Here is a 20638-nt window from a genome sequence, read left to right as displayed (position 1 = left end):
GATGTTCACCACCGAAAAGGGGAAGCAATGAAGTTCACAACTCCAGGGTTGCGGCGCGCCGCAACGTGTCTGGGCGCCATCGGCGCGTCAGCGCTCCTGCTCTCGGGGTGCGCGGGCAGCGGCGGGCCGGAAGCCCCGTCAGCGACCGGGTCGGGTCAGGTGCCGACCGATATGTCGGGCACCGTCAACATCCTGATGGAGAACGTGCCCGACACCGACATCGTCAAATCGATGATCCCCGAGTTCAACAAGAAGTACCCGAACATCAAGGTGAGCATCGAGCCGCAGACCTACGACCAGATCCGCGACAAGCTGGTCGCGTCCTTCCAACCGCCCAAGGCGACCTATGACCTCGTCGTCGTCGACAACGTCTGGATGAAGGACTTCGTCGCTGCGAACTGGTTGCAGCCGTTGGATTCTCGCATCGACTCGACCGCCGACTACGACTATGCGGACTTCTTCAAGCCGCTCACCGACATCGACACCGTCGACGGCAAGCGGTACGCGGTACCGTTCTACAACTATGCGCTCGGTTACATCTACAGCGTGCCGGACTACCAGAAGGCGGGCCTGAGCGAACCCAAGACCCTCGACGACCTGGTGGCGAACTCCAAGAAGCTGGTCTCCGGTGATCGGGCCGGCATCGCCATGCAGCCGCAGCGGGGCTACAAGGTGTTCGAGGAATGGGCCAACTTCCTGTTCGCCGCGGGTGGTTCCATCTACGACGACTCGGGCAAGTACACCCTCGACACCCCCGAGGCCAAGAAGGCGCTGTCGGCCTACGTCGACCTGTACAACACCGCCGCCCCGAAGAACAGCCTCAACTGGGGCTTCGACGAGGCCGGCCGGTCGGTGTCCAGCGGGCAGTCGGCGTCCCTGGTCAGTTACAACTGGAACCTGCCGTCGCTGAACGCCCCGGACGGAACGGCCGCCAAGTCCGGCGTCGGTCCGTTCAAGCTGACCGCCATGCCCGGTGGCGTCGACGTGCTGGGCTCGTGGAGCTGGGCGATCCCGCAGAACTCCGGGAACGCCGACGCCGCCTGGGCATTCGCCTCCTGGCTGACGTCCAAGCCGGTCGACCTCGAGCGGGTCGTCAAGGGCGGCGCGGTCATTCGCAGCAGCAGCACGCAGGATCCCAAGGTGCTCGCCGACGGATTCGGTGCCGACTATTACTCGGTGGTCAAGGACATCCTGTCGAAGGCCAAGCCGCTGAGTAACCAGACCAACGCCGAGGAGATGATCCAGGCCGTCGGAACGGAATTGAACGAGGCCGTGGCCGGCACCAAGAGCGTCGACGACGCGCTGCGCGATGCGCAGGCCGCCGCCGAGAAGACCCGAGGCTGACCCCAATCAGACACTGTGGGATCCGGCGACCGTGACGAGTAGGAAGGACCCGGCATGACCAGATTCAAATACGGGATGTTGAGCCCGCTGCTGGCGCTGTTCGTCGCGGTCGTCGGATTCCCACTGTTCTACGCGCTCTACCTCAGCGCCACCGACTACAAGCTCACCGATCGGCGCGCACCCCGGTTCGTCGGACTGACGAACTACGTCAACACCCTCACCAACCCCGATTTCTGGCAGGCATTCGGAACCACCGCCACCTACGTCCTGGTGGCGGTGGTACTCGAACTGGTCATCGGCCTGGTGCTGGCGATGGCGCTGCAGCGCCAGAAGTGGGCTCGGGATGTCACCCGCGCGATGCTGCTGGCGCCCATGTTCATCACGCCGGTCGCCGTCGGTCTGACGTTCCGGTTCCTGCTCAACGACCAACTCGGTGCCATCCCGTTCGTGCTCAAGAAGTTCGGTGTGGACATCGATTTCCTGGGCTCGGGTCATGCGCTCTACACGTTGGCCCTCATCGACGTCTGGCAGTGGACTCCGTTCATGGTGTTGCTCTTGCTGGCCGGCCTGGAATCGATCCCCAAACAGCCGCTGGAGGCGGCCCGCGTCGACGGCGCGCCGCCCTGGTATGTGTTCTGGCGGGTCATCCTGCCGCTGCTGCGGCCCGTGCTGGCCGTCGCGGTGCTGCTGCGGGCGCTCGATGCGATGAAGGTCTTCGAGTACGTCTACGCCACCACCAAAGGTGGACCCGGTACCGAAACCCAGACACTGCAGTACTACACGTATCAGACCGGCGTGCAGTTCTTCCGGCTCGGCAGCGCGGCCTCGATGGCGTTCGTGGTGCTCGCCGTGGTGCTGACCGCGGTTGTGATCACCTTCCGGCTGCTGGAGAGGAACCGCGACGCATGAGCGGTGTGAAGGGATACACCCTGGCCCGCATCGTGGTGCTGTGGGTGGGGGTCGTCGTGGTGGTCATGCCGATAGCATGGATCATCTTGGCGAGCTTCAAATCTCCTGTGCAGCTCAATGATCCGGCTCTCATCCTGTTCAGCCCAGATCTGGACAGCTGGCGGTCGGTGCTGTCCTCCGGCATTCTCGACGCGGCGGCACGCAGTTTCTTCGTCGCTTTCATCAGCGTGGCGATCAGCCTCGTGGTCGGCTGCATGGGTGCCTACGCGATCACCACGTACCGGGCCGGCGGCACTGTCACCCGATTCGGACTGCTTGCCGCGCAGATGATTCCGCCGGCCGTGCTGGTGTTTCCGTTCCTGACCATGGCGTATGCGCTGCGCCTGCAGGACAGCCTGGTGCCGGTGATCTTCGCGCACCTGAGCTTCGTCGCGCCGGTGGTGACGTGGTTTCTCATCGGCTTCTTCGAGGCGGTGCCGAAGTCCATCGAAGAGCAGGCCCGCGTCGACGGTTTCGGCCGGTTCCGGGCGTTCCTGCTGGTCGTCTTGCCTCAGGTGTTGCCGGGTATCGGGGCATCGGCGATCTTCGGCTTCACGTTGTCGTGGAACGACATGTTCTACGGCCTGATCCTGGCGCCGGGCAACGCCAAGATCCTGCCGGTGGCGATCGCCGGGTTCAACACCTTCCGCGGAGTGCAGATCGGGTCGATGTGCGCGGCGATCTTGATCGCCGTCGTCCCGGTTGTCATCGCGAGCTTCTTTGTTCAGCGCCGCCTGGTCCAGGGCATCAGCGGTGGCGCGGTCAAGACCTAGCACGGCAGGAGAACGAAAAAAGCATGGCTACAGTCACTTTCAGTGGTGTGAACAAGGCCTACGGTGATGCTCGCATCGTCTGTGACCTCGATCTCGAGATGGCAGACGGGTCGTTCACGGTATTGGTGGGTCCGTCGGGATGCGGCAAGTCGACGTCGCTTCGGATGCTGGCCGGCTTGGAGCCAGTCACCGCGGGGACCATCCGGATCGGCGACAAGGACGTCACCGCGCTGGAACCGAAAGACCGCGACATCGCGATGGTCTTCCAGAACTACGCGTTGTATCCGCACCTGACCGTCGAGCAGAACATCGCGTTTCCGCTGCGCGCCAAGAAGGTTGCCAAGAAGGAAGCCCGCGATCGTGCCGCGGTCGTCGCCGAGACACTGGGCCTCACCGGTGCGCTGTCGCGAAAGCCCAAGGACCTCAGCGGCGGTCAGCAGCAGCGCGTCGCGATCGGCCGGGCGATCATCCGGGAACCTGCGGTGTTTCTGTTCGACGAGCCGTTGAGCAACCTGGATGCCAAGCTCCGCGTCGAAACCCGCACCGAGCTGTTGCGCATCCAGCGCCGGCTGGGCATCACCTCGCTGTACGTGACCCACGATCAGGAAGAGGCGATGACCCTCTCGGACCGCATGGTCGTGATGAACGAAGGGCGCATCGCCCAGCAGGGCGCCCCGTTGGAGGTGTACAACAAGCCGGCCAACACCTTCGTCGCCGGGTTCGTCGGGAGCCCCAAGATGAACCTGGTGCCCGGCGTGCTCGACGGCGGGGTGTTCCGCTCGTCCGACGGCCTGGCACTGCCGGTCGGAGATGTCGCCCGGCACTCGGAGCCGGTGACCGCCGGCTTCCGTCCAGAGCATCTCGTGCTGCACCGACCCGACGGCGACAACGACGCGCCGCTCGGCTCCATCGGCCGAGTTGCCCTGATCGAGCATCTCGGCCCGCGTGCGATCGTCGCCGTCGAGGCGTCCGGCTGCACGCTGGTCAGCGTTCTCGACATCGCGCAGCTCGGTGATCTCGCCGAAGGCGCGCGGGTGGCGATGTCGGTCCGCGACGGCGGACTGCACGTGTTCGACAAAACCACCGGCGCTCGCATCGAGTCGTGATGGATGCCGCAGAGTTGCTCGACGTCGCGCTGGCGGCCGCCCGCGGCGGGGCGGACGTGCTCGCCGCAGGGGCCCGAGGCGAGCTCCAGATCGCGAGCAAAGGGGAGCAGGGCAACCTGGTCACGAACGTCGACGTCGCCGCCGAGCATGCGGTGCGCGGTGTGATCGACGCGCGGCGGCCCGCTGACGAGATCACCGGGGAGGAATTGCCCCCCGCCGGACGACACACGGCTCAGGTCAGGTGGTCGATCGACCCACTCGACGGGACCACCAACTTCACCAGGGGAATCCCTTACTACGCAACGTGTGTCGGCGCGGTCGATGCCGACGGCCGCTGGCTCGCCGGGGCGGTGGTGGCCCCGGCACTGGGCAAGACCTACTTCGCGCATCGCGGCGGGGGCGCGTGGCTCGCCGACAGCGGCGGGGTGCGTCGGCTCACCGGCCCCGACGGTGACCGCGGGGCGCGGCTGCTCGGCATGGGGTACTCGTACTCCGCCGATGTGCGCCGCGAGCAGTTCACGCTGACCGCGCAGCACATGCGCGACTACACCGATGCCAGGATCTTCGGTTCGGCGGCGTTGGCGATCTGCGCCGTCGCCGAAGGTGCGATCGACGGATTCGTCGAAACCGATCTCGCCGAGCATGATTGGGCAGCCGCGGCCGTCATCGCCGAAGAAGCCGGACTTCGGGTCAGTCGGCCGGACCCGGGGTCGTCGGCAGTGGCGGTCGAGCTGCGGTAGCGCTAGAGACCCAGCGCGCCGTAGGTGCGCCGGACGAACTTCGGTTGCACCGACTGCAGCTTGGCCAGCGAGGTGTTGCCGGCCACCGCCTCCGCCGGCGCGCTCATGTTCGGATAGTTCTGGATCAGGTAGATCAGGATGAGGTCGTTGGCCGGGTCGGCCTGCCACCAGGTTCCGTATGCGCCGGGCCAGCTGAAGGTGCCCAACCCGCCGGGGCCGTACAACTGCCCCGATTTCGCCGGATCCGTTACCACCGAGAGGTTCAGGCCGAAGCCGCGGCCCACCCAGAACGGAAGACCCAGGAACGGGAACTGCTTCTGCTCCGCGGTCAGCCGGTCGGTACGCATTGACTCCACCGACTCCGGCGACAGGACCCGCACGCCGTCGACGTCACCGCCGCCCAGCAGCATCCGGGCGAAGCGCAGATAGTCGTCGACGGTGGTGACCAGACCGGCCCCGCCCTGGCAGAACCGCGGCTCGGTCACCGGGATGGGCCCCATGGCGTCGTGCTGCAGGCCGGATTCGGGGTCGAGGCGATACATCGTGGCGGCGCGGGCGCGCTTGTCTGGCGAGATGAAGAAGCCGGTGTCGGACATGCCGAGGGGCTCGAAGATCCGCTCGGCGAGGACAGTGTGCAGCGGTTTGCCCTCGATGCGGGAGATCGCGATGCCGAGCACGTCGGTGGCCTGGCTGTAGGTGAGCCGCTCCCCGGGCTGGTGCACCAGCGGCAGCTGGGAGATCTCGGCGAGCCAGTGGTCCTGGTCCTGGCGCAGCGACACCCGGCCGTAGGCGCGGCTGATCGGCCCCCCGACCGAGAACACGTAGGCCAGCCCGCTGCGGTGGGTCATCAGGTCGTCGATCGTGATCGCCCGGCGCGCGGGCACCGTGCGGTCCAGCGGGCCGGCCGGGTCCACCAGGACCTGCATGTCGGCCAGCTCCGGAAGCCAGCGGGTGACCGGATCGGTCAGTGTGAGCTTGCCCTCTTCGACGAGCGCCATCGCGGCCGCGACCGTCACCGGCTTGGTCATCGAGGCGACCCGGAAGATCGTGTCGCGCTGCATCGGCAGACCGGCTTCGACGTCGCGATACCCGATCTCGTTGACCTGCAGCATCTTTCCCTGCTGCCAGGCCAGGGTGACGGCCCCGGCCAGTAGTCCGGAATCGACTGCCTGCACGACCGAGGTGCGGTTGTCCCCGAGGTTCACCGTAAGAACTCTACTGACGGGCGCGTTTCGGGATCCGCCGGCAAGGGGTGTTAGGCTGCCCGACAGTTCGACATCCTTTAACGATCCGTCCAGAGAGGCGGAGAAGGAGGTCCGGAAAGCTCGTGGGCTCCACCGACCGCGAATTGATGTCCGATGCGGACGTCGGTAGAACCGTTTCCCGCATCGCCCACCAGATCATCGAGAAGACCGCCCTCGACGCCCCTGATGCGCCCCGCGTCATCCTCCTCGGCATCCCGACCCGGGGCGTCACCCTCGCCAACCGGCTGGCTGCCAAGATCCATGAGTTCTCCGGCGTCACAGTGGAGCGCGGTGGCCTGGACATCACGCTCTACCGCGACGACCTGGACTTCAAGCCGCCCCGCGCCTTGGAAGAGACCTCCATCCCGGTGGGCGGAATCGACGGCGCCCTGGTGATCCTCGTCGACGACGTGCTCTACACCGGGCGGTCGGTCCGCTCGGCGCTGGACGCCCTGCGCGACATCGGCCGCCCCACCGTGGTGCAGCTGGCGGTCCTGGTTGACCGCGGGCACCGCGAGCTGCCGCTGAGGGCGGACTACGTCGGCAAGAACGTGCCCACGTCACGTAGCGAGAACGTCAAGGTTCGGCTGGTGGAGGACGACGGGGTGGAAGGTATCTGGATCGCACCGCAGGGAGGGCCGCCGAGATGACAGTCAGGCACCTACTCTCGGCGGGCGATCTGACCCGCGACGAGGCCACCGCGATCCTGGACAACGCCGACCGGTTCCGGCAGGCGCTGTTGGGACGCGAGGTCAAGAAGCTGCCGACCCTGCGCGGGCGGACGATCATCACGATGTTCTACGAGAACTCCACCCGCACCCGGGTGTCGTTCGAGGTGGCTGGCAAGTGGATGAGCGCCGACGTGATCAACGTCAGCGCCTCGGGATCTTCGGTGGCCAAGGGTGAATCGCTGCGGGACACCGCACTGACGCTGCGCGCCGCAGGCGCCGACGCGCTGATCATCCGCCACCCGGCCTCGGGGGCCGCGCAGCAACTGGCCCAGTGGACCCTCGAAGACGACGGCACGGGCCCGTGCGTGATCAACGCCGGGGACGGCACCCACGAGCATCCGACGCAGGCCCTGCTCGACGCGCTGACGCTGCGCCAGCGGCTCGGTGACATCGAAGGCCGCCGGGTGGTGATCGTCGGCGACATCCTGCACAGCCGGGTGGCGCGGTCGAACGTGTCGCTGCTGGCCACCCTCGGCGCCGAGGTGGTGCTGGTGTCGCCGCCCACGCTGCTGCCGGTCGGGGTCTCCGACTGGCCGGTGACGGTATCGCACGATCTGGACGCCGAGCTTCCCGCCGCCGACGCGGTGATGATGCTGCGGGTGCAGGCCGAACGGATGAACGGCGGGTTCTTCCCCTCCGAGCGCGAGTACTCCATCCGCTACGGGCTGTCCGATCGCCGGCAGGCGGTGCTGCCCGGCCATGCCGTGGTGCTGCATCCCGGCCCGATGCTGCGCGGTATGGAGATTTCCTACGCGGTGGCGGATTCGTCGCAATCGGCTGTGTTGCAACAGGTTTCCAACGGTGTGCACGTGCGGATGGCGGTGCTGTTCCATCTGCTGGTCGGCACGGACGAGGCGGTGTCGGTATGAGCAGCGTGTTGATTCGTGGAGTGCGTCTCTACGGCGAGGGTGATCAGGTCGACGTCCTGGTGGCCGACGGCCAGATCGCCGAGATCGGGCCGAAGCTTGCCGCCCCCGATGATGCCGACGTCATCGACGCCACCGGCCAGGTTCTGCTGCCCGGCTTTGTCGACCTGCACACCCACTTGCGTGAGCCGGGCCGCGAGTACGCCGAGGACATCGAAACGGGTTCGGCCGCCGCGGCTCTGGGCGGTTACACCGCGGTGTTCGCGATGGCCAACACCGACCCGGTGGCCGACAGCCCGGTGGTGACCGACCACGTGTGGCGGCGCGGTCAGCAGGTCGGACTGGTCGACGTGCACCCGGTCGGCGCGGTGACCGTGGGCCTCAAAGGCAAGCAGCTCACCGAGATGGGCCTGATGGCCGGCGGGATCGCCCAGGTCAAGTTGTTCTCCGACGACGGTGTGTGCGTGGACGATCCGCTGGTGATGCGCCGGGCGCTGGAGTACGCCACCGGTCTGGGCGTGCTGATCGCCCAGCACGCCGAGGAGCCCCGCCTGACCGTCGGCGCCGTCGCCCACGAAGGCCCCAACGCCGCGCGGCTCGGTCTGGCCGGCTGGCCGCGGGCCGCCGAGGAATCGATCGTCGCCCGTGACGCGCTGCTGGCCCGTGACGCCGGCGCCCGCGTCCACATCTGCCATGCGTCCACCGCCGGGACGGTCGAGATCATCAAATGGGCCAAGCAGCAGGGCATCTCGATCACAGCCGAAGTCACCCCACACCACCTGTTGCTCGACGACAGCAGGCTGGCCAGCTACGACGGGGTGAACCGGGTGAACCCGCCGCTTCGCGAGGCCGCCGACGCCCAGGCCCTGCGCCAGGGGCTGGCCGACGGCGTGCTCGATTCTGTGGCCACCGATCACGCCCCGCACGCCGAGCACGAGAAATGTTGCGAGTTCTCCCGGGCCCGGCCCGGCATGCTCGGTCTTCAGACCGCGCTGTCGGTGGTCGTCGAGACGATGGTGCAGACCGGCCTGCTGGACTGGCGCGGCGTCGCACGGGTGATGAGCGAGAACCCGGCCCGCATCGTCGGGCTCGATGATCAGGGTCGCCCGCTGGAGGTGGGGGAGCCGGCCAACCTCGTCGTCGTCGACCCCGACGCCACCTGGGTGGTCGACGGCACTGAACTGGCCAGCCGCTCGGCCAACACCCCGTTCGCCGCGATGGCGTTGCCTGCGACGGTCACCGCGACCCTGCTGCGCGGTGTCGTCACGGCGCGGGACGGGAAGAGCCCCGCATGAATACCGGTACGGCGATCGGATCGTTTGTCTTCGCGTTCGTGATCGTCGTCATCATCGGTGTGCTGATCGGCCGGATGCTGCGCGGCTGGAAGCGGCGAGCCCGGCGCCAGATGGATCTACTGGGCGAGTTACCCGCCCTGCCGGACCTGCTGGGTTCGGCCACCGTCGCACCGACCCGCGGCCTCTACATCGGCAGCACGTTGGCACCGAATTGGTTGGAGCGCATCGCCGCCGGTGACCTGGGCTACCGGTCCAAGGCGGTGTTGACCCGCTATCCCGAGGGCATCCTGCTCGAGCGCTCCGGCGCGACGCCGATCTGGATCCCGCAAGACGCCATCACCGCCATCCGCACCGAGCGCGGACTGGCGGGGAAGGTCATCCCCGGTGGCCGCAACAAGTCCGACTCGCCGGCAGGCATTCTGGCGATTCGGTGGCGGCTGCCATCAGGAACCGAGATTGATACGGGCTTTCGCGGTGACGACCGCCGCGACTACGCCCGGTGGACGACAACAGGAGAAGCAGCGTGACGGGTAAAGCCCATCTGGTACTGGAGGACGGGCGGGTCTACACCGGTACCGAATTCGGTGCTGTCGGAGAGACTCTCGGTGAGGCGGTGTTCTCCACCGGGATGTCGGGCTATCAGGAGACCCTCACCGATCCCAGCTATCACCGCCAGATCGTGGTGGCCACCGCCCCACAGATCGGCAACACCGGCTGGAACCACGAGGACGCCGAAAGTCGCGGCGACAAGATCTGGGTGGCCGGCTACGTCGTGCGCGACCCGTCGCCGCGCGCCTCGAACTGGCGCGCCACCGGGACACTCGAGAACGAACTCACCCGGCAGGGCATCGTCGGGATCGCCGGCATCGACACCCGCGCAGTGGTGCGCCACCTGCGCACCCGCGGCTCGATGAAGGCCGGCGTGTTCTCCGGCCCTGCGCTCGCAGACACCGAGGAACTGCTGAGCCGGGTCCGCAACCAGCCCTCGATGCTGGGCGCCGACCTGGCCGGCCAGGTGTCGACCGACGCGGTCTACACGGTCGAACCCGAAGGGGCGCAACGGTTCACGGTCGCAGCCATCGATCTCGGCATCAAGACCAACACCCCGCGCAACTTCGCCAAGCGCGGCATCGCCACCCACGTGCTGCCCGCCGGGGCGACGTTCGAGCAGATCGCCGACCTGCGGCCGGACGGGGTGTTCCTGTCCAACGGGCCCGGCGACCCGGCGACCGCCGACCACATCGTCGAGGTCACCCGCGCGGTGCTCGGTGCCGGAATCCCGCTGTTCGGCATCTGCTTCGGCAACCAGATCCTCGGCAGGGCGCTGGGCCGGTCCACCTACAAGATGGTGTTCGGACACCGTGGCATCAACGTGCCGGTGATCGACCACCAGACCGGCACCGTCGCGATCACCGCGCAGAACCACGGCTTCGCGCTGGAAGGCGAAGCAGGAGAACGGTTCGACACCGACTTCGGGCCGGCCATGGTGAGTCACACCTGTGCCAACGACGGCGTCGTCGAGGGCATCAAACTCGTTGACGGCCGGGCCTTCTCGGTGCAGTACCACCCGGAGGCCGCGGCAGGACCACATGACGCGAACTACCTGTTCGACCAATTCATCGACCTGATGGCGGGGGAGAAGTAAATGCCACGTCGCGACGACCTGAAGCACATCCTGGTCATCGGCTCCGGACCGATCCTGATCGGGCAGGCAGCCGAGTTCGACTACTCCGGCACCCAGGCCTGCCGCGTGCTGCGCGCCGAGGGTCTCGAGGTCACCCTGATCAACTCCAATCCGGCGACGATCATGACCGACCCGGAGTACGCCGACCACACCTACGTCGAACCCATCACCCCGGCGTTCGTCGAGAAGGTGATCGCCCAGCAGGCGGCGCGCGGCAACAAGATCGACGCCGTGCTGGCCACCCTGGGCGGCCAGACCGCGCTGAACACCGCGGTCGCGCTGTACGAGAACGGCACGCTGGAGCGCTACAACGTCGAGATGATCGGCGCCGACTTCGACGCGATCCAGCGGGGTGAGGACCGGCAGAAGTTCAAGGACATCGTCGCCAAAGTCGGTGGCGAGTCGGCGAAGTCGCGGGTCTGCTACACGATGGCTGAGGTCCGCGAGACCGTCTCCGAGCTCGGACTGCCGGTGGTCGTGCGGCCCTCGTTCACCATGGGTGGCCTGGGTTCGGGCATGGCGTACTCGGTCGAGGACGTCGAGCGGATGGCCGGTGACGGCCTGGCCGCATCGCCCACCGCGAATGTGCTGATCGAGGAATCGATATACGGCTGGAAGGAATTCGAGCTCGAGCTGATGCGCGACCACCACGACAACGTGGTGGTGGTGTGCTCGATCGAGAACTTCGACCCGATGGGCGTGCACACCGGCGACTCGGTGACCGTGGCCCCGGCGATGACGCTCACCGACCGCGAGTACCAGGTCATGCGGGATCTGGGCATCGCGATCCTGCGTGAGGTCGGTGTCGACACCGGTGGCTGCAACATCCAGTTCGCAGTGGACCCGAAAGACGGCCGGCTGATCGTCATCGAGATGAACCCGCGGGTGTCGCGGTCCAGTGCGCTGGCGTCGAAGGCCACCGGATTCCCGATCGCCAAGATCGCCGCCAAGCTGGCCATCGGCTACACCCTCGACGAGATCGTCAACGACATCACCAAAGAAACGCCGGCCTGCTTCGAGCCGACGCTGGACTACGTGGTGGTCAAGGCGCCACGGTTCGCGTTCGAGAAGTTCCCCGGCGCCGACCCGACGTTGACCACCACGATGAAGTCGGTCGGCGAGGCGATGTCGTTGGGCCGCAACTTCGTCGAAGCGCTCGGCAAGGTGATGCGCTCCCTGGAGACCACCCGCGCCGGGTTCTGGACCGGGCGCGACGACGACGGCTCGGTGACGGACGTGCTCGATCGGCTGCGCACCCCGACCGAGGGCAGGCTCTACGACATCGAGCTGGCGCTGCGCCTCGGCGCCAGCGTGGAAGAGACCGCGGCGGCCTCCGGTGTCGACCCGTGGTTCGTCGACCAGATCGCCGGCTTGGTGGCATTGCGTCAGGAGCTGATCGATGCCCCGGTCCTCGACGAGGACCTGCTGCGCCGGGCCAAACACAGTGGCCTCTCGGATCGCCAGATATCCTCGCTGCGAACCGAATTGGCCGGGGAAGCCGGGGTTCGGGCGCTGCGCCGGCGGCTCGGCATCCACCCGGTGTTCAAGACCGTCGACACCTGCGCTGCCGAGTTCGAGGCCAAGACCCCGTACCACTACTCCAGCTACGAGCTGGACCCCGCCGCCGAGACCGAGGTGGCCCCGCAGACCGAGCGGCCGAAGGTGCTGATCCTGGGATCCGGGCCCAACCGCATCGGACAGGGCATCGAGTTCGACTACAGCTGCGTGCACGCCGCGACCACGCTGAGCGAGGCCGGCTTCGAGACCGTGATGGTCAACTGCAACCCCGAGACGGTGTCCACCGACTACGACACCGCCGACCGGCTGTACTTCGAACCGCTCACCTTCGAGGACGTCCTCGAGGTGTACCACGCCGAATCACAGTCCGGGCACGGCGGCCCAGGTGTGGTCGGAGTGATCGTGCAACTCGGCGGGCAGACCCCGCTGGGCCTGGCGCAGCGGCTGGCCGATGCCGGGGTGCCGATCGTCGGTACCAGGCCCGAGGCCATCGACCTGGCCGAGGACCGCGGCCGCTTCGGGCAGGTGCTGCACGAAGCCGGCCTGCCCGCACCGAAATTCGGCACCGCCACCAGCTTCGAGCAGGCCCGCGAGATCGCGGCCAGGATCGGCTACCCGGTGCTGGTGCGGCCGTCCTACGTGCTGGGCGGGCGCGGCATGGAGATCGTCTACGACGAGAAGACGTTGCACGGCTACATCACCCGCGCCACCCAGCTCTCACCCGAACACCCGGTCCTGGTCGACCGCTTCCTCGAAGACGCCATCGAAATCGACGTCGACGCGCTCTGCGACGGCACCGAGGTTTACATCGGCGGCGTGATGGAGCACATCGAAGAAGCCGGCATCCACTCCGGTGACTCGGCGTGCGCGCTGCCACCGGTGACGCTGGGCCGCAGCGACATCGAGGCGGTACGGCGGGCCACTGAGGCGATCGCCCACGGAGTGGGGGTGGTCGGACTGCTCAACGTGCAGTACGCGCTCAAAGACGATGTCCTCTATGTCCTGGAGGCCAACCCGCGGGCCAGCCGCACCGTGCCGTTCGTCTCCAAGGCCACCGCGGTACCGCTGGCCAAGGCCTGCGCACGAGTCATGTTGGGCGCCAGTATCTCCCAGCTCCGCGCGGAAGGGGTTCTGGATGCGACCGGCGACGGTGCCACCCCCGCGCCGAACGCCCCGATCGCGGTCAAGGAGGCGGTCCTGCCGTTCCACCGGTTCCGCAAGGCCGACGGCACCGGCATCGACTCGCTGCTCGGGCCGGAGATGAAGTCCACCGGCGAGGTGATGGGCATCGACCGCGACTTCGGGAGCGCGTTCGCCAAGAGTCAGACCGCCGCCTACGGATCGCTGCCCAGCACCGGCACGATCTTCGTGTCGGTGGCCAACCGGGACAAGCGTTCGCTCGTCTTCCCGGTCAAGCGCCTCGCCGACCTCGGCTTCCGGGTGCTGGCCACCGAAGGAACCGCGGAGATGCTGCGGCGCAATGGAATTCCGTGCGACGTCGTGCGCAAGCATTTCGAGGAACCAGGGGACGGCCGCCCGGCGATGTCGGCGGTGGACGCCATCCTCGCCGGCGACGTCAACATGGTGATCAACACTCCGTACGGAAACTCCGGGCCGCGCATCGACGGTTACGAGATCCGATCAGCCGCGGTGTCGATGAACGTCCCGTGCATCACCACGGTGCAGGGCGCGTCTGCGGCGGTGCAGGGCATCGAGGCCGGCATCCGCGATGACATCGACGTGCGCTCGCTGCAGGAACTGCACGCCGCGCTGGGTCATGACTGAGATGGGCCGATGACTGAGGCCTTCGGCGCTCGGCTGGCCGCCGCGATCGCGCAGCGCGGTCCGCTGTGCCTGGGCATCGACCCGCACCCGGAATTGTTGGCTGCCTGGGACCTGCCGGTCGGTGCCGACGGCCTGGCCCGGTTCAGCGAGATCTGTGTGCAGGCCTACGCAGGATTCGCGATCGTCAAGCCGCAGGTGGCGTTCTTCGAGGCTTACGGGTCAGCGGGTTTCGCGGTGCTCGAGTCCACGATGGCTGCCTTGCGGGCGGAGGGTGTGCTGGTGCTCGCTGACGCCAAGCGGGGCGACATCGGGTCGACGATGGCGGCCTACGCCCAGGCCTGGGCCGGTGACGGCCCCCTTGCGGCGGACGCTGTCACCGCCTCGCCCTATCTCGGATTCGGTTCGCTGCAGCCGCTTTTGGACGTGGCCGCGCGCAACCGCCGCGGGGTATTCGTGCTGGCCGCGACGTCGAACCCCGAGGGGGCTTCGGTGCAGCGCGCGATGGCCGGGCAGCGCACCGTCGCGCAGACGATCGTCGACGAGGCGGCCGCGATCAACCGGGCCGACCGGCCGCGGCCGGGTTCGGTCGGCGTCGTGGTCGGCGCCACGCTGGACGTGGTGCCCGATCTCAGCGAGCTCGGCGGGCCGGTGCTGGTGCCCGGCATCGGCGCCCAGGGGGGACGCCCCGAGTCGCTCGGTGGTCTCGGGGGCGCCCGGCCCGGGCAGGTGCTGCCGGCGGTGAGCCGGGAGGTCCTGCGCGCCGGACCGGACGTTGCCGCGATGCGGGCGGCGGCCGAGCAGTTGCGCGACGCGGTCGCCTACCTCGCCTGAGCCATTTCCCGGGTCGCTGCGCTCCTGCCCGCCGGAGTGATTTCCCGGGTCGCTGCGCTCCTGCCCGCCGGAGTGATTTCCCGGGTCGCTGCGCTCCTGCCCGCCGGAGTGATTTCCCGGGTCGCTGCGCTCCTGCCCGCCGGAGCGTCACAGCGGGATCCACACCCCGAACAGCCAGAATCCCCAGGCCTGGTAGCCCTGGTCGAAGACCGGATTGACCCAATTGCCGTTGTAGTTGAACGGTTGGTGGTCCCAGCGGGCCTGGTCGATCCCGCGCCAGCCGAGGTCGGGCGGCGGCGGTCCGGGTCGCCAGCCGCGGTCGTCGCCGCCGCGCCATTGCGGCCCGCCAGGCCCGCCATCAGGGCCGCCGCGCCAGTCTGCCGGGCCGGGGCCGCGGCGATCGCCTCCCGGTCCGTCAGGACCGCGCTGGCCGGGTCCCTGGCAACCCGGGAAATCGCACTGGCCTGGGTCGGGGCCCCGGCCTGGGTCGGCGAATGCCGGCACCGCTCCGACCGTCAGCCCGGCGATGGTGATCCCGACTGCCACTGCGGCGATCCGGGTGGAATGTGTGATGGACATGGCACGTCCCTTCGAGGGTCGAATTTCTCGCTGAACACCCCGACACCGGCCACGTTAGGTAGCCGGGCTATGCAAAATCTTTCGCTCAGCTGTGTGTGCGGTAAGCGCGCGGACGGGTGCGTCTCGACACGCCCGACACGCCGCGACCTGCCTGTGAGGTGAAATTCGGCCCCGGTCGAGCACGTCGGACGGGTGTCTGGTCCACGGTGAACTGCCCGCCGGTAGAGAACATGCAGGTGGAGCCGCATTTCCCGGTCTGCTCGCGAAGATGCCAGCGCCGCCGCTGCGCGGGCGGACGGCTGTCCCGACAGCTGTCCGAACAAGGTGATCTTGGGCCATATCCTGCGGCTTTGCACCGGTAAGCAGGGGGTGGGGTTAGATTTCGTCAGAGAGCGTGGGTACGGTCGGCGTCGCTGGCTGAAGTACCCGGCCCAGGCAAAACAATGATGGTGATGAGACGGAGGAACCCGTGGCCCTTCCCCAGTTGACCGACGAGCAGCGTGCAGCCGCGTTGGAGAAGGCTGCTGCCGCGCGTCGCGCACGAGCTGAGCTCAAGGATCGGCTCAAGCGTGGTGGCACCAACCTCAAGCAGGTGCTGAAGGACGCTGAGACCGACGAGGTCCTCGGCAAGATGAAGGTTTCCGCACTGCTGGAAGCCCTGCCCAAGGTGGGCAAGGTCAAGGCGCAGGAAATCATGACCGAGCTCGAGATCGCCCCGACCCGCCGCCTGCGCGGACTCGGCGATCGGCAGCGCAAGGCATTGCTGGAAAAGTTCGACTTCACCGCTGACTAGACAGTCGGTGAATGCCGGCGGAGGGCCGGACAGCGCGGGCGGTACGCCCGACCACCGCGGCCGTGGCCGAGTGGTGGTGCTGTCCGGGCCATCCGGGGTGGGAAAGTCGACGATCGTCCGTTGCCTGCGTGAGCAGGTACCCGACCTGCACTTCAGCGTGTCGGCCACCACTCGGGCCCGGCGCCCGGGTGAGGTGGACGGGGTCGACTACCACTTCGTCACCCCCGCACGTTTTCAGCAACTGATCGACGACGGTGAGCTGCTCGAATGGGCAGAGATCCACAACGGTCTGCAGCGTTCCGGCACGCTGGCCGCGCCGGTGGCCGACGCCGCCGCGGCCGGGAACCCGGTGTTGATCGAGGTAGACCTGGCCGGAGCCGAGGCCGTCAAACGGGCGATGCCGGAGGCGGTGACCGTGTTCCTGGCGCCGCCCAGCTGGGAGGCCCTCGAACAGCGATTGGCCGGTCGGGGTACCGAAACCAAGGACCACGTCGAGCGTCGCCTCGCCACCGCCCGGGCCGAGCTCGCAGCTCAGGGGCGGTTCGACGTCGTCGTCGTGAACAGCCAATTGGAGTCGGCCTGCGCTGAATTGGTATCCTTGCTGGTGGGCCGCGAAGATTCATGACAATCCAGCCCCCGAAGCCGGCGTGAGACACCGCCTCACCAGACCGAGTCAGACACACAATCCGCCAGGAAGAAGTTCTACGTGACGCAAGCCAGCACGGATCACTACGATCCGGCCCCGGGTGCCGCAACCGCCTATGACACACCGTTGGGCATCACCAACCCGCCCATCGACGAGTTGCTGGACCGGGTGTCGAGCAAGTACGCGCTGGTGATCTATGCGGCCAAGCGTGCCCGGCAGATCAACGACTACTACAACCAGCTCGGCGACGGCATCCTCGAATACGTCGGCCCGCTGGTCGAGCCAGGCCTGCAGGAGAAGCCGCTGTCGATCTCGATGCGTGAGATCCACGGTGACCTGCTCGAGCACACCGAAGGCGAGTAGCCCAGCAGCCCGGGCCAGTTGATGAACCGCAAGCGGATCATCGTCGGCGTCGCCGGAGGCATCGCCGCATACAAGGCGTGTTCGGTCGTCCGCCAGCTCAGCGAGGCCGGCCATGACGTTCGCGTCATCCCGACCGAATCGGCACTGCGGTTCGTCGGTGCTGCCACGTTTGAGGCCTTGTCCGGGCATCCGGTCCACACCGGCGTCTTCGAGGACGTCGACGAAGTGCCGCACGTCCGGCTCGGGCAGGAAGCCGACCTCGTCGTCGTCGCCCCGGCCACCGCGGACCTGCTGGCCCGCGCCGTCGCCGGCCGCGCTGACGACCTGCTGACCGCGACTCTCCTCACGGCCCGCTGCCCGGTGTTGTTCGCGCCCGCCATGCACACCGAGATGTGGCTGCACCCGGCCACCGTCGCCAATGTGGAGACGCTGCGCCGCCGCGGGGCGGTGGTGCTGGAACCGGCATCCGGGCGACTCACCGGCGCCGACACCGGCCCGGGGCGGCTGCCCGAGCCGGAGGAGATCACCACCTTCGCCGAACTTCTGCTGGCCCGCGCCGACGCGATGCCCTTCGACCTGTGCGGGATCAAGCTCCTGGTCAGTGCTGGTGGCACCCGCGAAGCGATCGACCCGGTCCGCTTCATCGGCAACCGTAGCTCCGGCAAGCAGGGGTACGCGGTGGCCAGGGTCGCCGCCCAGCGCGGCGCCGACGTCACGCTGATCGCCGGCAACACCGCCGGGCTCGCCGACCCGGCCGGCGTCCACGTCCTGCACATCACGTCCGCCGAGCAACTGCACGAGGCCGTCACCAAGCACGCGCCGGACGCCCACGTTCTGGTGATGGCCGCCGCCGTCGCCGACTTCCGGCCCGCCCACGTGGCCACCAGCAAGATCAAGAAGAAGCTCGACGTGACCGAGGGTCCGGCGATCGACCTGGTGCGCACCGACGACGTGCTGGCCGGGGCGGTGCGTCAGCGCACCGACGGGCAGCTTCCCAATATGCGGGCCATCGTCGGCTTTGCCGCCGAAACCGGCGACGCCAACGGCGATGTGCTGTTCCATGCCCGCGCCAAGCTGTCCCGCAAAGGCTGTGATCTGCTCGTCGTCAACGCGGTCGGCGAGGGGCGGGCATTCGAGGTGGACAACAACGACGGATGGTTGTTGAGCGCCGACGGCACCGAGTTCGCGTTGGAACACGGGTCGAAGACGCTGATGGCAAGCCGTATCGTGGACGCGATTGCGATGCTTCTGCGGCGCGAGGCCTAGCTTCGCAAGATAACGAAACGTGCGCATAAGCCTTGCGCGGGACGTACCGTGCCGGTTTGGTCTGTCAGGGGCGAATATATGATTCGCCGAACTAAGTTCTTGAAAGGAAAACACTGTGAGCACAGGTCGGCTGTTTACCAGCGAGTCGGTCACCGAAGGACACCCCGACAAGATCTGTGACGCCATCAGCGACTCGATTCTCGACTCGCTGCTTGCCGCGGACCCGAAGTCCCGCGTCGCGGTGGAGACCGCTGTCACCACCGGCCAGGTGCACGTCATCGGCGAGGTGACCACGTCGGCCAAGGAAGCGTTCGCCGACATCAACGACACCGTGCGCAAGCGCATTCTGGACATCGGCTACGACTCCTCGGAGAAGGGCTTCGATGGCGAGACCGCCGGCGTCAACATCGGCATCGGCCGGCAGTCGCCCGACATCGCCCAGGGCGTGGACACGGCTCACGAGACCCGCGTCGAGGGCGCCGGCGACCCGCTGGACCTGCAGGGCGCGGGCGACCAGGGGCTGATGTTCGGCTACGCCATCAAGGACACCCCAGAGCTCATGCCGCTGCCGATCGCGCTGGCGCACCGGCTGGCCCGCCGGCTGACCGAGGTACGTAAGAGCGGCGTGCTGGACTACCTGCGCCCCGACGGCAAGACCCAGGTCACCGTGCAGTACGACGGCACCACCCCGGTGCGACTGGACACGGTCGTGCTCTCCACGCAGCACGCCGCAGGCATCGACCTGGAGAACACCCTGGCCCCGGACACCCGGGAAAAGGTGGTCAACACGGTGCTGGCCGATCTCGGCCACGACACGATGGACACCTCGGACTTCCGGCTGCTGGTCAACCCGACCGGCAAGTTCGTGCTCGGCGGCCCGATGGGTGACGCCGGCCTGACCGGCCGCAAGATCATCGTCGACACCTACGGCGGCTGGGCCCGCCACGGCGGCGGTGCGTTCTCCGGCAAGGACCCGTCAAAGGTGGACCGCTCCGCCGCATACGCGATGCGCTGGGTCGCCAAGAACGTCGTCGCCGCCGGCCTGGCCGAGCGGGTCGAGGTGCAGGTCGCCTACGCCATCGGCAAGGCCGCCCCGGTGGGCCTGTTCGTCGAGACCTTCGGCTCCGAGACCGTCGACCCGGCGCGGATCGAGAAGGCGATCACGGCGGTGTTCGACCTTCGCCCGGGCGCCATCGTGCGCGACCTTGACCTGCTGCGCCCGATCTACGCGCCGACCGCGGCCTACGGCCACTTCGGCCGCACCGACATCGACCTGCCGTGGGAGCGCCTCGACAAGGTCGACGACCTGAAGAACTCGGTCTAACTCTCGTCGATTCGGCGTCAGATGACGAAGCCGCCGTCGACGTTCCAGGTCACACCGGTGACGTAACTGGCCTCCGGTGACGCCAGATAGGCCACCGCACTGGCGATATCGCGCGGCTGCCCGTAGCGGCCGACCGCGATGAACGGGCGCACCTGGTCGGAGAATCCACCCACCTCGGGATTCATGTCGGTGGCCACCGGTCCGGGCTGGATGGTGTTGATCGTGATACCGCGCGGCCCGAGCTCGCGTACCAGGCCGCGGCTGAGGCCCGCGACGGCCGCCTTCGTCAGCGCGTACACCGCCAGCCCGTTCATCGGCACCCGGTCGGCGTTGACGCTGCCGATGGTGATGATCCGCCCGCCTTCGCCCAGATGCGGGACCGCGCGCTGGATGGCCGCATACACGCCGCGCACGTTGACAGCGAGAAGGCGGTCGAAATCCTCGAGAGAGAACTCGTCGATCGTCCCGGCCAGCGCGATGCCGGCGTTGTTGACCAGGATGTCCAGCCCGCCAAGGGCGGCGACGGTCTCGTCGATCGCCGCGGCGACGGCGTCGGCGTCTGCGCTGTCAGCCTGGATCGCGACGACCTTGCCCCCCGCGGCGACCAGCTCGTCGGCCAGGGCCCGAGCTGTCTGCGCCGACGATTGGTAGGTGAACGCCACCGCGGCGCCGTCGGCGACCAGGCGCCGCACGATCTCGGCGCCGATGCCGCGCGAGCCGCCGGTGACCAGTGCGCGCCGGCCGGCCAGGGGTGTGGTCATGGGGTTCCTCCGTCACGTTGTTCGGCTGTTGGAATGCCAAA

20 protein-coding genes are annotated in these 20638 nt (G+C 67.9%); 17 read left to right on the top strand and 3 right to left on the bottom strand.

The window, feature by feature from the left end; all coding sequences use genetic code 11:
* The first annotated feature begins 27 nt into the window (after nucleotides 1-27).
* The 5 genes from Y900_RS01210 to Y900_RS01190 all read left to right on the top strand — a co-directional run bounded on the left by Y900_RS01210 (nucleotide 28) and on the right by Y900_RS01190 (nucleotide 4911).
* Nucleotides 28-1344 carry an ABC transporter substrate-binding protein gene (locus tag Y900_RS01210; protein WP_036338055.1) on the top strand — a complete coding sequence of 439 codons (1317 nt, stop codon included), beginning with the start codon at nucleotides 28-30 and terminating at the stop codon, nucleotides 1342-1344.
* 54 nt (nucleotides 1345-1398) lie between these two features.
* A complete protein-coding gene (locus Y900_RS01205; protein WP_036338053.1) occupies nucleotides 1399-2253 on the top strand; it encodes a carbohydrate ABC transporter permease in 855 nt (284 codons plus the stop codon).
* Nucleotides 2254-2318: 65 nt separating this feature from the next.
* Nucleotides 2319-3065, top strand: coding sequence for a carbohydrate ABC transporter permease (locus Y900_RS01200; protein WP_420329789.1), 747 nt, complete (start codon nucleotides 2319-2321; stop codon nucleotides 3063-3065).
* Nucleotides 3066-3088: 23 nt separating this feature from the next.
* Nucleotides 3089-4171 (top strand): ABC transporter ATP-binding protein, encoded by a 1083-nt coding sequence (locus Y900_RS01195; protein WP_036338049.1) that lies wholly within the window; start codon nucleotides 3089-3091, stop codon nucleotides 4169-4171.
* Nucleotides 4171-4911 (top strand): inositol monophosphatase family protein, encoded by a 741-nt coding sequence (locus Y900_RS01190; protein ID WP_036338046.1) that lies wholly within the window; start codon nucleotides 4171-4173, stop codon nucleotides 4909-4911. Before Y900_RS01195 ends, Y900_RS01190 begins: the two co-directional genes overlap by 1 nt.
* 2 nt (nucleotides 4912-4913) lie before the next feature.
* Here Y900_RS01190 and Y900_RS01185 read toward each other — a convergent pair whose 3' ends face one another.
* Nucleotides 4914-6116 (bottom strand): serine hydrolase domain-containing protein, encoded by a 1203-nt coding sequence (locus Y900_RS01185; RefSeq protein WP_036338044.1) that lies wholly within the window; start codon nucleotides 6114-6116, stop codon nucleotides 4914-4916.
* Between the two features lie 122 nt (nucleotides 6117-6238).
* Here Y900_RS01185 and pyrR point away from each other — a divergent pair, with 122 nt between their 5' ends.
* From pyrR to pyrF, 7 genes are read left to right on the top strand one after another with little or no spacing between them, the layout of a single operon-like run.
* Nucleotides 6239-6805: a bifunctional pyr operon transcriptional regulator/uracil phosphoribosyltransferase PyrR gene (gene pyrR / locus Y900_RS01180; protein ID WP_036338041.1), complete on the top strand. Its 567-nt coding sequence runs from the start codon at nucleotides 6239-6241 to the stop codon at nucleotides 6803-6805.
* A complete protein-coding gene (locus Y900_RS01175) occupies nucleotides 6802-7755 on the top strand; it encodes an aspartate carbamoyltransferase catalytic subunit (RefSeq protein ID WP_036338038.1) in 954 nt (317 codons plus the stop codon). Before pyrR ends, Y900_RS01175 begins: the two co-directional genes overlap by 4 nt.
* The gene (locus tag Y900_RS01170; protein ID WP_036338034.1) at nucleotides 7752-9047 is read left to right on the top strand and encodes a dihydroorotase; all 1296 of its coding nucleotides are present in this window, start codon (nucleotides 7752-7754) and stop codon (nucleotides 9045-9047) included. Before Y900_RS01175 ends, Y900_RS01170 begins: the two co-directional genes overlap by 4 nt.
* On the top strand, nucleotides 9044-9574 hold the full coding sequence (locus Y900_RS01165; RefSeq protein WP_036338031.1) for a PH-like domain-containing protein: 531 nt from the start codon (nucleotides 9044-9046) through the stop codon (nucleotides 9572-9574). Before Y900_RS01170 ends, Y900_RS01165 begins: the two co-directional genes overlap by 4 nt.
* On the top strand, nucleotides 9571-10692 hold the full coding sequence (carA, locus tag Y900_RS01160) for a glutamine-hydrolyzing carbamoyl-phosphate synthase small subunit (RefSeq protein WP_036338028.1): 1122 nt from the start codon (nucleotides 9571-9573) through the stop codon (nucleotides 10690-10692). Before Y900_RS01165 ends, carA begins: the two co-directional genes overlap by 4 nt.
* Nucleotides 10693-14034: a carbamoyl-phosphate synthase large subunit gene (carB, locus tag Y900_RS01155; RefSeq protein ID WP_036338025.1), complete on the top strand. Its 3342-nt coding sequence runs from the start codon at nucleotides 10693-10695 to the stop codon at nucleotides 14032-14034.
* Nucleotides 14035-14043: 9 nt separating this feature from the next.
* Complete coding sequence (gene pyrF, locus Y900_RS01150; RefSeq protein ID WP_036338022.1) at nucleotides 14044-14865, top strand: orotidine-5'-phosphate decarboxylase; 822 nt, start codon at nucleotides 14044-14046, stop codon at nucleotides 14863-14865.
* Nucleotides 14866-15012: 147 nt separating this feature from the next.
* On the opposite strand, the gene Y900_RS32005 is transcribed toward pyrF, so the two are convergent.
* Complete coding sequence (locus Y900_RS32005; RefSeq protein ID WP_036338019.1) at nucleotides 15013-15444, bottom strand: hypothetical protein; 432 nt, start codon at nucleotides 15442-15444, stop codon at nucleotides 15013-15015.
* A 469-nt stretch (nucleotides 15445-15913) separates the two neighbouring features.
* On the opposite strand from Y900_RS32005, the gene mihF reads away from it, so the two are divergent.
* The 5 genes from mihF to metK all read left to right on the top strand — a co-directional run bounded on the left by mihF (nucleotide 15914) and on the right by metK (nucleotide 19836).
* Complete coding sequence (gene mihF / locus Y900_RS01140; RefSeq protein WP_036338016.1) at nucleotides 15914-16237, top strand: integration host factor, actinobacterial type; 324 nt, start codon at nucleotides 15914-15916, stop codon at nucleotides 16235-16237.
* A gap of 7 nt (nucleotides 16238-16244) precedes the next feature.
* The gene (gene gmk, locus Y900_RS01135) at nucleotides 16245-16862 is read left to right on the top strand and encodes a guanylate kinase (RefSeq protein ID WP_036338013.1); all 618 of its coding nucleotides are present in this window, start codon (nucleotides 16245-16247) and stop codon (nucleotides 16860-16862) included.
* 81 nt (nucleotides 16863-16943) lie between these two features.
* Nucleotides 16944-17246 (top strand): DNA-directed RNA polymerase subunit omega, encoded by a 303-nt coding sequence (gene rpoZ, locus Y900_RS01130; protein ID WP_036338010.1) that lies wholly within the window; start codon nucleotides 16944-16946, stop codon nucleotides 17244-17246.
* Between the two features lie 21 nt (nucleotides 17247-17267).
* Nucleotides 17268-18512: a bifunctional phosphopantothenoylcysteine decarboxylase/phosphopantothenate--cysteine ligase CoaBC gene (coaBC, locus tag Y900_RS01125; RefSeq protein ID WP_036338007.1), complete on the top strand. Its 1245-nt coding sequence runs from the start codon at nucleotides 17268-17270 to the stop codon at nucleotides 18510-18512.
* A 115-nt stretch (nucleotides 18513-18627) separates the two neighbouring features.
* On the top strand, nucleotides 18628-19836 hold the full coding sequence (gene metK / locus Y900_RS01120) for a methionine adenosyltransferase (protein WP_036338004.1): 1209 nt from the start codon (nucleotides 18628-18630) through the stop codon (nucleotides 19834-19836).
* 17 nt (nucleotides 19837-19853) lie between these two features.
* Here the strand turns inward: metK and Y900_RS01115 are convergent, their stop codons facing one another.
* Nucleotides 19854-20597 carry a 3-oxoacyl-ACP reductase family protein gene (locus tag Y900_RS01115; RefSeq protein WP_036338001.1) on the bottom strand — a complete coding sequence of 248 codons (744 nt, stop codon included), beginning with the start codon at nucleotides 20595-20597 and terminating at the stop codon, nucleotides 19854-19856.
* Nucleotides 20598-20638: the final 41 nt, after the last annotated feature.

This window comes from Mycolicibacterium aromaticivorans JS19b1 = JCM 16368, from assembly GCF_000559085.1.
Classification (GTDB): domain Bacteria; phylum Actinomycetota; class Actinomycetes; order Mycobacteriales; family Mycobacteriaceae; genus Mycobacterium; species Mycobacterium aromaticivorans.
This window is presented reverse-complemented; position numbering and strand designations above follow the sequence as displayed.